We start from the raw sequence: 14,777 nt of genomic DNA, 5'->3' as shown, positions 1-14,777 counted from the left end.
AACCATACCAACTGTGACAACCAAACCTCTATTAAAGCAGGATATTATTCCTTCAACTTTGTGTTTTAGGAGTAGTCATTAGACTACCCAATAATTGTTGGAATAAATAATGACGAAACGTTGGCTTGTCTCCGCTGTGAGCATTGCGCTGCTCGGCGGTGGTACGTATTTCTATCTCCAATCTGCTGCTCAACCAGAATTACTGCCTACATTGATTGTGGAAAAAGGCACAATTGAAAAACAAGCGGTGGCTGTTGGTAAAATTGTCCCTGCACACTCTGTGTCTATCAAGTCACAAATTGACGGTATCGTCGGTGAAATTTACGCGAAAGTTGGTGAAAAGGTGAAGCAAGGCCAGCCGCTGATCAAAGTGCGTCCAAACCCAACACCCCAAGCATTAACGGATGCATCGGCAGAACTCATGCGTAGCGAAGCCGATCTGGAATCCGCCAAACAAAAACTGTCCAACTTAGAAAGCTTGGTCAAGCAGGACATTATTCCAAGTAACTACGACGAATACGTAAGTGCGCGCTCGGCAGTCAAATCTGCGCAAGCGGACGTATTGCAAAAGCGCCAGAATCTCGAACTCATCCGCAGTGGTGAGGCGTCTATCGGTGATGCGCGTTTAACGTCGACGATCTACGCGCCAATTGATGGCACGGTACTCAACCAGAAAGTAGAGGTCGGAGAGCCGATCATCTCGACTCAATCAAGCCAAGCCGCGACTGAAATGATTTCATTGGCCGACATGAACAGTCTGATTTTTAAAGGTAGCGTCAGTGAGCATGATGCTGCGCAGTTGTCTCCGGGAATGCCCGTTATGTTGACGGTTGCGCCTTATCCTGATGTGGCGATTTCTGGTGTGCTAACCAAAGTGGCGATTCAATCTGAGAACCTTAACTCACCAGAGGGCAATGCTTCGGCAAAAAGTTTTGATAACGGTTTTGAGGTTGAAGTGGGAGAACTCAAGATCCCACAAGATGTGTTGCTTCGTTCTGGTTTTTCATCGACGGCTCAAATCATTCTGAAGAAGTCTGAAAACGTGCTCACTCTACCGGAGCGCGCTCTGCAATTTGATGGTGACGCACCGAATGTTCTGATCCCCGATAGCTCAGAACAAGGGTTTCATAAACAACCTGTGAAACTCGGTCTGTCAGATGGCATCAATGTCGAAGTGCTTGACGGCGTGGAGCTTGATGAAGAGGTTATCGACAACAGTATGATGGGAGCGGCGCATGGTTAAGCTGCAACGACCAACAATCGCCTTTGTATTGTTGGCTACCACGCTCAGTTTGCCTACCTATGCAATTTCTATTGAACAAGCTTGGCAACAAGCAAAGCAGAACGATCCAAATTACGAAAAAGCGAAAATCGGCGTCCAGCTTGGCGAGGTTGGCGTACAGAGCAGCCGCAGTGCGTTATTGCCGGGTTTAAGTGCCAGTGCGTCAGCGGATTGGAATGAGTCCTCAAGCCATTCGAACAGTTACGGCGCTACCTTAACTCAAACTATTTGGGATAGTAGTTTGTGGTCGGAACTGGATCAAGCGAATGCCAATTATCTCAAAGTACAGTTAGAGTTATCTCAAGCGCATAACGAGCTTGCGCAAAAGTTGCTCACCGCTTACCTAGATGTGGCAAGCGCACAGGGCGACCTCAAATTGGCGCAGTCCAAGCTGGAGGAGGGGAAAGAACTTCTCAACATCATTGAGAAACGCTATCGAGCAGGCAAAGTGAAGTCGGTTGATGTCGAAGAGATGAGAGCGAATCAAGTCTCTGAGCAAGCAAGTATCCTCAATGCAAAAGCCGATCTCGAAGTGAAAAAAGCAGAGCTTGCGGCGTTAATCAATCAAATGCCGGAGAGTGTCGACCAAATTCGAACGGATTCTTTGATTCAGCCGCCGATGCTGGTGGACTCTCAGGAGCAATGGCTAAAGCTGGCTAAAGACAGCAGTCCAGAGCTGTTGGTGGCGGCGCAGATGGTGAAAGCGAGCGAGTTCGCGAAAGATTCAGCTAAAGGTGGATACTACCCAACCGTCAAAGGCAGTGTGGGCTACAGCGATGGTGACAATCGTTCAAACGGCGAGTTTAACGCTGGGATTAGTTTGAGTTTGCCGATTGACCTCAATGGTGCAGTGCGAGCGAAAGTGGACGAAGCATCGTTGAACATTTTAAGCGCCAAGCAAGATATGCGTAGAGTGGAAATTGATATTCAGAAACGAGTTATTCAGCAGTTTACGCAGGTCGATATCAACTGGAATCAAGTTTTGATAGCGAACGAGCTAGTTGAGTCGCGCGCCAGAGTGTTGCAAAGCAAAGAGAAACTTTACGACGCTGGTCTGCTTGAAGTGTCGGAAGTTATCAGCGCACACAACAGCTTGTTTGAGGCGAAAAACAGTCTGCAAACCAACTTGTACAGCTACTGGCGTAAGAGAATCGGCTTACTGCAAACCGCAGGGAAACTCGATGACGATACCATGGCGTTGATCTCTCGGGCTTTTCATTCATGAGCAGCCTGTTGCAGCAAACTTGGCAAACGTTGATGGCGCATCGCATGAAGAGCGTGCTAGCCATTATCGCGATTGCTTGGGGCGTGATCTCTGTGGTGGTGTTAATCGCACTTGGCGAAGGCTTTTATCGCCATCAGACTCAGTCGTTTTCATTTATGATCAACAATGTGCAAGTGGTGTTTCCGTCGAGTACCAGTAAACCGTGGCAAGGGTTACCTTCAAGACGCCAAATTGATATACCACAAGAAAAAGTCGACATGATCAAACAGTCGGGCTTCGTGCAACAGGCGTCAAGCGTTTACGCCAAATGGGATGCGAATATCACCAATCTCAAAGGACAGAATTTATCGAGTACGGTCAGCGGTATTGATACGTCTTACTTTCCTTTAATGCAACGCAAGCTGCAATCCGGTTCGAGAAACCTGTCACCAAGTGATATGGACAACCACACTCGCGTGGCGGTGTTAGGCGATCAAATTGCGCAAATGGGCGGAATCCAAATCGGGGATAGGCTCAAAGTCAACGGCATTCCGTTTTTGGTGATTGGGATAACCGTTGGTGAGGACACTGGCATTTCATTCGGCGATAGCCGCACGGTTTTCATTCCTCAAACAACGTACCGCGATTTGTGGGATGCGAAACCTTGGATGGTATTGATGAAGCCGAGGGAAGGGATGGATGCACCGTCGTTTCGACAAAATATCGTGAACTTTTTCGCCAAGCAGCTTCATTTTGACCCAAGTGATAAAGATGCGGTCGAATTACCCGATTTTAGTGAAGGTGCGGCGGTCATCAGTGGAATTTTGCGTGGCATTCAGATTTTTCTTGGAGCGAGCGGCGCGATGACCATGGCGGTCGGTGCGCTTGGCGTTGCCAACATCATGTTTTTATCTGTCACGGAGCGCACGCGTGAAATCGGTGTGCGTTTGGCGATCGGGGCGACTCAAAAATCCATACTCAGTCAGTTTATTCTTGAAGGGCTTATTTTGGTAGCCGTGGGCACGGCATTAGGTCTGATGTTTTCGTATGCCGTGGTATCTGTCTTAAGCAGCATGGCATTACCGGAATGGATTGGTTTGCCTGTGATCACGCCAGATTCCATTGCTTGGTCTTTACTTGTGACGCTTATCTTGGCATTGATGGCATCGTATTTCCCAGCAAGGCGAGCATCGCGTCTCACGCCAGTCATTGCTTTGAGTGCGAGGGCCTAGTCATGTTGTTACCGATGAGACAAATTTTCCAAGAAATGGCTGCAGAAAAGCTGAGATTGGGTTTGACCATTCTGGCTGTAGCGTGGGCGACCCTCTGTATCGCTGCTATGTTGGCGGTAGGTGAGGGTATTCGTCAGGGCGTATTGAAAACCGCACAAAATGGTAACGGCAACTTGATTTATTTGACCGGAGGGATGGCCACCGTCGACCACGGTGCTTTTCACCAAGGTAAATTTCTGACATTAAAAATGGACGATTCAGAGGTCGTTCGAGCGTTACCCGATGTAAAAAGTGTTGCGCCAACTGCGAAGTGGAAAGAGCGCATCACCGTTGGTGATAGAAACTCGTGGCAAGAGCCGTTAGCGGTCACGAGCGAGTTTCAATCCATGACCAATTTGGTGCCGATGGCGGGGGGGCGATGGTTAAATCCACTCGATCAAAAAGAGACGCGCAAAGTCGTTGTACTGGGTTATGAACTGGCAGCCGACTTATTCAACCCGAATGAGGACTTTAGTTGGTTTGCGACAGTCACATTGCAAGTCAACCCTGTGGGGAAAAAGGTAAAAATCGGCAATGAGCAGTTCACCGTTGTGGGCGTATTGGAGAAAAACAGCGCCCAAATAGAACTGGGGGATCTTATCAACTATTCCAGCTTTGTGCCGTTAGCGACGTGGAAGCGATTTCATGTCAACGGTGAAATTGGTGGCATCAATGTGCAACCACAAGCCGATGTAGACCGAGAAGCCTTAGCAAAGACGATCAGGCAAGTGATTGCCCGTAAGCACGGGGCAAGTGTCAGTGATGAACAGGTCGTCCAAGTCGATGATATGTTCCTTAAACAAAAGAGTATGCAGCAGTTTCTGATAGGTTTGCAGAGTTTTCTTGGCATTATCGGCTTCGTGACGTTAGCTGTTGCTGGCGTTGGCATCGCCAATGTGATGTATGCCACTGTAAAGCGATCTACGCGTGATATTGGCGTGCGCATGGCAGTCGGTGCAACCCCAACGGCCATTCGCATGCACTATTTAGTGCAGTCTTTATTGACAATGATGATGGGGGGCGCGCTTGGCTTAGGCGTGACGTACGCGCTGGTGTCTGCCATCAGTTCCATTCCTTTAGAGGGCAATGCCTTTTATGAACAACTGGGTAAACCTGTCCCTGAGTTGTCGTGGGTCGTTGTCGCGATTGTCATCCTCACCTTAGTGATAATTGGTGTGGCATCTGCATGGTTACCTGCAAACCGAGCCGCAAAAGTCAGCCCATTGGAGGCGCTACAAAGTGAATAACAACAATAACTCTGGAGAGAACATGTCGAACAAGCCGCTTGTTGAGCTGACCAACATCTGTAAATACTACTCAAGCGGGGAGGCGGAAGTTCGCGCGCTAGACGGCGTTGACTTAACCATTAATCAAGGCGAGTTTCTTTCGATTCTTGGCCCGTCCGGTTCAGGCAAATCAACGTTGATGAACATGCTCGGTTGTTTAGATAAGCCCACCGATGGCAAGTACCAACTTGGCGGCCAAAACGTCGCAAGTTTAAGTGCGAATGAGCTGGCTGGCATTCGTAACCAAAAGATCGGATTTGTCTTCCAAAGCTTTAACTTATTGGAATACGCGACGGCGCTTGATAACGTGGCACTGCCGTTGGTTTACTCTGGTATCAAAGCCAAAGAACGTCGCCAGCGCGCAGCTAAATTGCTAGAGCAAGTCGGGCTAGGGGATCGTTTAGACCATAAACCAAACCAGCTTTCTGGTGGTCAAAAACAGAGGGTCGCGATTGCAAGAGCCTTGGTCAACGATCCGCAAATCATCTTAGCAGATGAACCAACGGGTGCATTGGATTCAAAATCCGGCGCAGAGATTGAAGCCTTGTTCAACCAACTCCACGCCGAAGGTAGAACGCTGATCATCGTGACGCACGATAACGCTCTGGCAGAGCGCACTAAACGCATCATCACCATCAAAGACGGCAAGGTGATTTCGGATAGGGTGCCGGTAAGGTAAGTAGGGAGAAATGAGCTTTTCTTAATTGAGAACTGAGTTTTAAGGGAAATAGCGATACAGAGGCTATCTCCCTTTACTTTTATTCGCGATGTTCGTTTTGTCTCTCTTTTATCAAGTCATGCTTTTGTTCTTTAAGTAGAGTGATTGCGAGCTTAGTGTCCTCAATCAATTTACTGTTATCGTTGAGATCTTTGCTCTTCAAAGGCAAAACTAGATAATGAATGCTGCCATCTGCATTCTGTACTCCGGTAGCGATGATGACATCACCTTCAGACGCCGTACCAAAATACTCTGATACGACTTTGGTTTCGCTGACACCGTAGCTATCCAAATAGGATGACTCCGTATTGTCAAACAAGATAGGAACCCCTTGCTTAGCTAATGTTCGCAATTGTTTTTGCTTTTTCTCGTCGAATGGATAGTCGTTCGTACTGATGTAACTTACCTGTTCAGCTTCAATAAAATCGTACAGTTCATTGCTCAGTTCATTTAATGGGGCAGATATCCAAGGTGTAGCTGGAATGACGTCGGAAGTATCATCATTGCGACTTAGTGGTGTTGGAGCGGTAACAACCTCTTGAGCAGCATCGCTCTCAGGAGGCGTTACACTTATTGTCGCAGCGTCTTCTGTCTTGATTTGCTCATCAAGGCTTGCAACAGGTTCGGTCTTGGCATTCTTGTTATTTGAATTAATTAGAAATATGGCGAGTACTGCACCAAGTGCTAGCGCCGATCCAGTCAAGAGTTTTTTGTTACTTGTCATGTGTCATGTCTTACCGTTTATTTCATTAGTAAATATAGCGGCCACTTATTTATTCCGTGGCCGCAGGCTAATAAGTTAGTGGTAGAGATCGTCATTCCAAGAGATAGTTACGGCTCGGCTAGTCTCTGTCCATTGACTGCTATCACGATTTTTCTTCCAGGTATTTTCTGGAGTGGTATACCAGCTACACCAGTCGCGACCAAAGTAGTAATTGGTTTTTCGCCAACCAGCAACCAGCTTGACCTCTGATGTATCTAGGCCATCTTGAATGTCATTTTTTCTATATACGACGCCGACTTGTGGTTTAAAGTCTGAACGCATAACGACAGGTAACTCATTGTAATCAATCAAATTACCCATGTCACAACTGGTCCAACGATACAATAACCAGTCTTTAGCTGGCGTATTATGGCGGATAGTCTTGTTTTCAATTAACCAATTAATGCTTTCGTTAGCTTGGTTAAAATCGGCAACCGTTTGAAACTCCGGCTGGTCGTACGTTACACGGTTGCTCCAGGAGATTCCCCCACTAATATTTGGAGAAGTAGAAGCACTGAATCCAAGGTTAAAATCTAGCGACTCACTGACAGATGCCGTTGCAATGGTGTTTTCTGGAGCATGGCTCATGTGGCGTAAAGGGGCGCCATTTAAATAGCTCAGTGCCAGCTTAAAAGCCGTTGGAACGGTGTAACGGTAATCTCCCCCAGTAGCAAAACCATAGATTTGTTCTTTGTTTGGAACATTAGTCATGTCGAAGCCAGAACCGCCATTTAGGATCAACTTGGCTTCTTTAGCGCCATTTGGTAGCAAAGATTGGTTCCAGACATTTTCTAAAGAATAAATTAAGCGGATTTTTTTCGAGCGAGCATCACCATCATCAAGCTGAAGCAACGTCGAAGTGTAAGATTTCAATGTATCTTCAGCATGTGCTGGTGCTAAAGAACCAAGTAAAGCGAGTGCGATAATACTCGCAGAAAGATGCTGTTTTTCCATTATTTTTTCCTATTAGTCAGCCCATAAAGACTTTTGTTTTAAACCATCTTGATGGGCACTTTATAATTATGGACAGGTTATAAATTCAAGCTCAATAAATGAGCGGTGAAATAGTGCATCTTGTTTTTTATTAAAAAAAGAAAAAGGATAGATTCGTGGGATTAATGTCTCATAGTTTTTAAATTCACCACTCAACTATAATAAATAAGAATTTGGTTATTAAGTATTGTCTTTTTAAGTTATTGCTTAATTTTAATTTTCTAATGTTGTGTTGAGGTTTTCTATTGATAAAAGTGAATTTTATAAATGTTAGCCATGTTATTTTTAGGGTTTTTGTTATACCAAATTAAGTAAAGTATCGTTATGTGGTTATCTCGGGTTTATGGATTTAATTCAAATTAAAACAGTGGTTTATGTTTTTTGTTATTATTTTTTTAGAGCTTAATGTAATAGTTGAGTGATAAAGTCCGTCAATGAAGTTGCCATGTTCGTGTATGAAGTTATATGTGCTTTTACAGCAGGAAATTAAACTTTACGTTTAAGATGGTAAAGATAGAAAAAGAAATAAATAAGATTATTAAATAATCATGTTTCGAGAATATAAAATGTAACGTACTTCTAATTAAACGAATGCTTGAATAAACGATGGAGTGTGAAAAGTGCTATTTAAGTTACGCTGTCCTATATTCCAGTTGGCGTATTGTTTATACAATGCGTTTTCTCGGCTTAAAACTGGTTTACGTACTGCTAATCTCTTATCCGTTTCTTAATTACACATATTGGCAATATGCTCGCCAAGTTACGTGTATTGGTGTCAATGAAAAACAGTATCTACGATAGCTCTCTCAGGGTTGGAACTCCCACTATGAATTTCCTTCATGTTCAATGTGAAACAATACCAATATTACTCAACTCGTGAAGCAAGTATAAAAAAGGACTGCTCTGGTGTTAGGCACTGCGACGGTCATTTTTGTACGAACCGTTCGTCGTAAGTGCTGTGCAACCTAACGATTGGGAAAACCAAAAAACAAAAAATGTCCCCATGCACAGAGTTAGGAAAAGTCTGCTTTATCTAAGGAAATAGGATACCAACTCACGATGAATAACGATTTCACATTTGCTATCAAAAGCATTCGCTTTGATGAGAATTACCAACCATCAGACAACACGCGAATCACTACCAACTTTGCTAATCTGGCTCGCGGAAACTACCGCCGAGAGAATCTGCGCAATGCGCTCCGAATGATCGACAATCGTTTTAATGCGTTGGCATATTGGGATAACGCGCAAGGTGACCGCTACTCCGTTGAACTTGAAATCATCTCCGTTGATATGGATATCCAAGGTAGTGGAGAAGCCTTCCCATCGATTGAAGTGCTCAAAACCAACATTGTTGACCACAACACTAACGAGCGCATTGAAGGCATAGTGGGCAACAACTTCTCTTCATACGTGCGTGATTACGACTTTAGCGTTTTGCTGTTGGACCACAACAAAAACCAGCCACAGTTCAGCATCCCAGCGAACTTCGGTGATTTGCATGGCAAACTGTTCAAAGCTTTCGTTAATTCTGAGTCTTACAAACAGCATTTCAAAAAGCTGCCGGTGATTTGTCTGAGTGTATCGGACAACAAGGTATACCGACGCACCGAAAACCAACATCCTGTTTTGGGCTTTGAATATCAGCCGAACGAATCTTCGTTGACGGAGCAGTACTTCAAGAAGATGGGCTTACAGGTGCGCTACTTTATGCCGCCAAACAGCGTTGCACCGTTGGCATTCTACTTCTTCGGTGACTTGTTGAACGATTATTCAAACCTAGAGCTTATCAGCACGATTAGCACGATGGAGACATTCCAGAAGATTTACCGACCTGAGATTTACAATGCCAACGCGGTTGCCGGTAATTGCTACCAGCCAAACCTAAAAAACCTAGACCACTCGCTAACTCAAATCGTTTACGACCGAGAAGAGCGCAGCCAACTGGCGATTGAACAAGGAAAATTTGCCGAGGAGCATTTCATCAAACCTTATCAATCTGTGCTTGAACAATGGTCTGCAAACTACGCGTAATCGACAACGAGAATCTAGAAAGGAATGACGATGAAAACACTATTACCGACTTCAACGGCTGGCAGTTTACCGAAACCTTCTTGGCTGGCCGAACCAGAAAAACTTTGGTCACCGTGGAAACTGCAAGGTGAAGAACTGATTGATGGCAAACGTGATGCGCTACGCGTCGCTTTGCAAGAGCAAGAATTGGCAGGCGTTGATATCGTCAGTGATGGAGAGCAAACTCGGCAACATTTTGTGACGACCTTTATTGAGCATTTAAGCGGCGTAGATTTTGAAAACCGTAAAACGGTGACCATTCGCAACCGTTATGAAGCAAGTGTTCCGACGGTGGTTGGCCCAGTAAGCCGCACAAAGCCCGTGTTTGTTGAAGATGCCAAGTTCTTGCGTCAGCAAACTAAGCAACCTATCAAGTGGGCGCTGCCAGGCCCTATGACGATGATCGACACACTTTATGATGATCATTACGGTAGCCGTGAAAAGCTGGCTTGGGAATTTGCAAAGATCCTCAACCAAGAAGCGAAAGAGCTTGAAGCGGCGGGTGTCGACATTATTCAATTCGATGAACCTGCGTTCAATGTGTTTTTCGATGATGTGAACGAATGGGGCATTGCGTGTTTAGAGCGTGCGATTGAAGGGCTGAAATGTGAAACTGCAGTGCACATCTGCTATGGCTACGGCATCAAAGCGAACACGGATTGGAAGCAAACGCTAGGCACTGAATGGCGACAATACGAAGAAGTATTCCCTAAATTGCAGCAGTCAAATATCGATATTATCTCGCTTGAGTGTCATAACTCACGAGTGCCTATTGAGTTACTTGAGTTGATTCGCGGTAAGAAGGTGATGGTTGGTGCGATTGACGTCGCTACCAACGAAATTGAAACGCCAGAAGAAGTGGCGAACACACTGCGAGAGGCGTTGAAGTACGTTGATGCCGACAAGCTTTACCCATGTACCAACTGCGGTATGGCGCCTTTGTCTCGTGAAGTATCGACCGCTAAGCTCAATGCGTTAAGTGCGGGTGCGGAGATCATTCGTAAAGAGTTGGTGGGTTGATATTAATACTTAGGCTCCGCACCATGAACTAAAGTTAGAGTCATTCTAGCGAGTTTAAATGAGACTAGGAATCGGTTTACTGCTCGCTAGGAAATAGCGATAACTTCCGCACTTCAAAGCTCTCGGTGGGGAGCTCCTGAATCACGCTCGTCCCTCGCTGTTCAGGATGACGGATGTTGGAAGATATATTGCTCGCCACAACCCTAGGTATTGGAGCAGCTTCAAGATAGGGTCTTTCCGGCGAGTTAAAACGAGACTAGGAATCGGGTTACAGCTCGCTAGGAAATGACGATAACTTTCGCACTTCAAAGCACTCGGTGGGTAGATCCTGAATCACGCTCGTCCCTCGTTGTTCAGGATGACGGATGTTGGAAGATACATTGCTCGCCACAACCCTAGGTATTGGAGCAGTTCCAAGATAGGGTCATTCCAGCGAGTCTAGACGAGAATAGGAATCGGATTATAGCTCGCTAGGAAATAGCGATAACTTTCGCACTTCAAAGCTCTCGGTGGGTAGATCCTGAATCACGCTCGTCCCTCGCTGTTCAGGATGACGGATGTTGGAAGATACATTGCTCGCCATCCCTCAGGTATTAGAGCAGCTCTAAGGTAGGGTCATTCCAGCGAGTCTAGACGAGACTAGGAATCTGATTACAGCACGCTAGGAAATAGCGATAACTTTCGCACTTCAAAGCACTCGGTGGGTAGATCCTGAATCACGTTCGTCCTTCGCTGTTCAGGATGACGGATGTTAAGAGATACGTTACTCACCTACCCAACTATTTGGCTTGTATTCAAATTTGGGTCATTCCAGCGAGTCTAGACGAGACTAGGAATCTACTAACAACTCACTGGAAAATGGCGATAACCTCAGAACCTCACAGCACTCGGTGAGTCGATCCTGAACCACGCTCGTTCCTCGATGTTCAGGGTGACCGTTTTAAATAAAAATGCCGCTCACAGTAAAGTGAGCGGCATACATTTCCCGTTTCCAGCCTCGGCCAGATTTAATTCAACTCTACGTTCTTAATCTCAGGATGCTTTAGCAACATCACACGAATCCAGTGATGCACCACCCACATCACCATCGCGGTGAGCAGAACCGCAACGAAAATCGAGCTGAAACGGTACAAGATCGAAAAGAACGCGTCTTTTTGTTCTGGCACCAACGAGGTCGTCAGCGGAACCGATAGGGCAGACATGGCAGAAAACGCGATAGCCGCTTTAATTTGCCCCTTGGTGAGCCACAAGCAGAATGGCCCCATTGCAATGGTAAAGGCGAGCCAAAAGAGTAGCCCATGCCCATACCAACTGCCCAATATCAGCTGAACAGCCATCCCTGCGATGCAGCCTAGTGCGGTGCCGATGATGCGAATTTTTGCCATGGCGAGCGAGCCCGCTAAAGTCATTGGGGTTAGGATGATCAAAATGGAAGCTTGTGCGGATAACGAGTCATATAAGTCCGCTACTTGGAATACGATAAACGCCGCCATCGCCACTACCCAACCCATGGCAACTTGGCTGATGTAGTCAATATCGCTTTTCACTGGGGTCGACATCTCAATGTGCTCGGTGGGGGACTTTGGCTCAGGGAACAACCAATACGCGAATGCGCAAACAAAAATATTGCTGAACGCCATCACCCACATGTTGACATTGAACTCTTCAATATCCATGAAGTTATAGCTGGCAAAATTCAACACAATTGAACCCACTAACAGCCCCATGTAACCAAACAAATAGGTTTTCTGGTTCATCATTGCAATGCACTTGAACAGCATCATGATTCCGACGGCTACGATCATTAATGTTGGATGAAACTGCAAGTATTCCAGCAAAAATGTGGCTTGTATGGTTGTCCACACCGCAGAGAAAAACACGATCAATAAAGCCGAAAGATTAAAGTTGTCCATTCTGCCCAATATAAACAGCGGCATCATGATGGCAAAAAATCCGTAAGACCAACCGAAGATCATGCTTAGCGCGAGCCCTAAAGAGCAGCCGAACCAAATTCGTAAGGTTTTCATTGTCGCCGCCTAGTAAATGAAGTGGAACCAGCTTGCGAGGTGAATCTGTGCTTGCGCCATCCACTGCCAGAAAATGCTGTTGTCTGGGTATAAAACAATGGTAGCGCGAGAGCCGACAAACAGTGCTGGTGGTAACTCTTCACTGCTGGTTAGGTTCACTCGTGTACGCTGTGCATCACGTACCCAGCGGTTGTTCACTTCTACTTTGGTTAGTGCGCCATTAGGCGTTTGTTGTGCGGCTGCTACACCGTAATCGCGGCTAGCTAAATCAAAGTCGTACACTGAACCTGGGTTGGCATCAAATGTGACCAAGGCGTGGAAAGTCTTGTCTACGTTCGCGACGGATTTTTCACGAAAATCAGCGGCTACCCAAAGTGATCCTGTTGGTACAAATGTCAGCAATGGCATGTTGGTGTTTGCCATCGTGCCAACTTCTAGTTGCAGGTTGGTCACGACACCATCACTGGGAGCGAGTACCGCGGTATTTGCCAAATCAAGTTGCGCCTTTTCGATGCCATTTTTGGCAATTCGAACGGCGGTGCTTTGACCTTTTTGATCGCCTAATTGCGCCTCAATGACTTTTAAGTTTTGTCGTTCCGCTTTAAGCGCTGCACGTGATACCTGATTTTGGGCAAAGGCATTATCGAGTGTCGATTGAGAGATGACTTTCTGCTTCGATAGTGTCAGTAAGCGGTTGTACTCGCGGTGTGCATTATCAAATGTCGCTCGTGCGCGGGCAATATTGGCAAGAGCGGCTTCGCGTTGAGAATACAGTGTTGCTTCTTTTTCATAAGCGGATTGCAGAGACAGCTCCGCCTGTTCAAGTGCTATCTTGTATTTACGATCATCAATCGTAAACAACACATCGCCTTTTTGAACGGACTGGTTATTCTCGATGAGAACGTCGGTCACTTTACCAGATACCTCGGGTGCGACTTGGACAACGTATCCTTGTACTCGTCCTTCGGTCGTTAAGGGGGCGTGGCGGTCAGCAATGATAATGTACAAAAATAGTACGATGAACAGGACAATCAAAGTTCGCATCCAGTGTTTGAATTTTTGTTCAGCCGTCATTACAAGTTCCGTTAAACATATTGGATAGCGGATTATAGAGAAGTCACCCACAATTCAGTAGAATGATAATACGAACATGAATGACCTAAAAATAGGACAATGAACGTTAGTTTTGATGATATTTACCTATTCACTCAGACGGTGGTTCACCGCGGTATAAGTGCAGCGGCAGAGGCGAATCAACTACAACGCTCAAAAGTGAGTCGTCGCCTGCAAGAATTAGAGAAATCGCTCGGGGTACAGCTTTTGATCCGCACAACTCGCAGCATTGAGTTGACGGAGCACGGGAAACGCTTGTTTGAGTTGGTGGGGCAGCCTATTGACCATATTCAGCAAGGTTTAAATGCCATGCATGAATATCAACAAGAGCTGACGGGCAAGGTGCGTTTAGCCATTCCTTCCGCATTGATGAGCTCTGCCGCGTTTAACGCGATCATCACCGAGTACACAACGCGGTATCCGGATATTTCGGTCGAGATTGAAAACCATCAAGAGAGTGTCGATCTCAAGCGTCAAGCGTTTGATTTGCAGCTTCTTCCGAGCGTGGTCAAAGTCACCGATGACAGCTATGTGCAGTTCAGTCTTTTGCCTTATCGTAGTCACTTTGTTGCGTCAAAAGCCTATCTAGAATCGCATCCGCCAGTAAAAACGGTGGAAGATCTTAAGCAGCATCGCCTTTTAACTAATCGTTACAATGCCGATTTGCTCGATTCAGATTTGCATGTGGCGTTGCGTTCGGATGACCTCAACTTGCTGCGCTCGATGGCGATAGCAGGAAACGGCATCGCGTTTATTCCTCAAATTCATTCCAAGCCTGCACTGAGAGACGGTTTGTTGGTCGAGGTGCTGCCTCAATTCGCGCATCCGAAGCAGCATCTTACTCTGATTTATCCCTCGGCCTTATTTCTGCCCAATAAAGTCAAAGCCTTGATTGAGCTAATTCGAGAGAAATTTAAATAGTCAGTTCAAACCACCCTTACCTAAGGGAAAATGTGTGAGCGAAGGTCATCTTTCTAGGTTTTATTGCTCTAACATGAAAGGGTTCTGATACATTAACTGTTGCTCA

12 protein-coding genes are annotated in these 14,777 nt (G+C 46.0%); 8 read left to right on the top strand and 4 right to left on the bottom strand.

Going from position 1 to position 14,777, the window contains the following annotated elements; genetic code table 11:
• The first annotated feature begins 109 nt into the window (after window positions 1–109).
• The 5 genes from R7Q38_RS06385 to R7Q38_RS06365 are packed head-to-tail and all read left to right on the top strand — an operon-like array spanning window position 110 to window position 5,722.
• The gene (locus tag R7Q38_RS06385) at window positions 110–1,243 is read left to right on the top strand and encodes an efflux RND transporter periplasmic adaptor subunit (RefSeq protein WP_186584819.1); all 1,134 of its coding nucleotides are present in this window, start codon (window positions 110–112) and stop codon (window positions 1,241–1,243) included.
• Window positions 1,236–2,507: a TolC family protein gene (locus R7Q38_RS06380; RefSeq protein WP_104979532.1), complete on the top strand. Its 1,272-nt coding sequence runs from the start codon at window positions 1,236–1,238 to the stop codon at window positions 2,505–2,507. The genes R7Q38_RS06385 and R7Q38_RS06380 overlap by 8 nt, the downstream gene beginning before the upstream one ends.
• Complete coding sequence (locus R7Q38_RS06375) at window positions 2,504–3,718, top strand: ABC transporter permease (protein ID WP_140328067.1); 1,215 nt, start codon at window positions 2,504–2,506, stop codon at window positions 3,716–3,718. The genes R7Q38_RS06380 and R7Q38_RS06375 overlap by 4 nt, the downstream gene beginning before the upstream one ends.
• A 2-nt stretch (window positions 3,719–3,720) precedes the next feature.
• On the top strand, window positions 3,721–5,004 hold the full coding sequence (locus R7Q38_RS06370; protein WP_213886622.1) for an ABC transporter permease: 1,284 nt from the start codon (window positions 3,721–3,723) through the stop codon (window positions 5,002–5,004).
• A 22-nt stretch (window positions 5,005–5,026) separates the two neighbouring features.
• Window positions 5,027–5,722, top strand: coding sequence for an ABC transporter ATP-binding protein (locus R7Q38_RS06365; RefSeq protein WP_213886661.1), 696 nt, complete (start codon window positions 5,027–5,029; stop codon window positions 5,720–5,722).
• Window positions 5,723–5,801: 79 nt separating this feature from the next.
• On the opposite strand, the gene R7Q38_RS06360 is transcribed toward R7Q38_RS06365, so the two are convergent.
• Window positions 5,802–6,485 carry a topoisomerase I gene (locus R7Q38_RS06360; RefSeq protein ID WP_239938999.1) on the bottom strand — a complete coding sequence of 228 codons (684 nt, stop codon included), beginning with the start codon at window positions 6,483–6,485 and terminating at the stop codon, window positions 5,802–5,804.
• 75 nt (window positions 6,486–6,560) lie between these two features.
• Window positions 6,561–7,478 (bottom strand): leukocidin family pore-forming toxin, encoded by a 918-nt coding sequence (locus R7Q38_RS06355; protein ID WP_005376731.1) that lies wholly within the window; start codon window positions 7,476–7,478, stop codon window positions 6,561–6,563.
• A 1,098-nt stretch (window positions 7,479–8,576) separates the two neighbouring features.
• Here R7Q38_RS06355 and R7Q38_RS06350 point away from each other — a divergent pair.
• Both R7Q38_RS06350 and R7Q38_RS06345 read left to right on the top strand, forming a co-directional pair.
• Window positions 8,577–9,551, top strand: a complete 975-nt coding sequence (locus R7Q38_RS06350; RefSeq protein ID WP_017636059.1) for a DUF1852 domain-containing protein — start codon at window positions 8,577–8,579, stop codon at window positions 9,549–9,551.
• Between the two features lie 30 nt (window positions 9,552–9,581).
• The gene (locus R7Q38_RS06345; protein ID WP_031780992.1) at window positions 9,582–10,610 is read left to right on the top strand and encodes a methionine synthase; all 1,029 of its coding nucleotides are present in this window, start codon (window positions 9,582–9,584) and stop codon (window positions 10,608–10,610) included.
• Between the two features lie 1,007 nt (window positions 10,611–11,617).
• Here the strand turns inward: R7Q38_RS06345 and R7Q38_RS06340 are convergent.
• Entirely contained in the window at window positions 11,618–12,637 is a 1,020-nt protein-coding gene (locus tag R7Q38_RS06340) for a DUF2955 domain-containing protein (protein WP_170890405.1), read from the bottom strand.
• 9 nt (window positions 12,638–12,646) lie between these two features.
• Window positions 12,647–13,711 (bottom strand): HlyD family secretion protein, encoded by a 1,065-nt coding sequence (locus R7Q38_RS06335; RefSeq protein WP_318114166.1) that lies wholly within the window; start codon window positions 13,709–13,711, stop codon window positions 12,647–12,649.
• A 99-nt stretch (window positions 13,712–13,810) separates the two neighbouring features.
• On the opposite strand from R7Q38_RS06335, the gene R7Q38_RS06330 reads away from it, so the two are divergent.
• Window positions 13,811–14,671 carry a LysR family transcriptional regulator gene (locus R7Q38_RS06330; RefSeq protein WP_318114165.1) on the top strand — a complete coding sequence of 287 codons (861 nt, stop codon included), beginning with the start codon at window positions 13,811–13,813 and terminating at the stop codon, window positions 14,669–14,671.
• Window positions 14,672–14,777: the final 106 nt, after the last annotated feature.

It is taken from the genome of Vibrio sp. Vb0598 (assembly GCF_033338935.1).
GTDB classification, from domain to species: domain Bacteria; phylum Pseudomonadota; class Gammaproteobacteria; order Enterobacterales; family Vibrionaceae; genus Vibrio; species Vibrio alginolyticus.
Note: the sequence above shows the minus strand (reverse complement) of the source record. Positions and strands in the feature narration are given on the sequence as shown.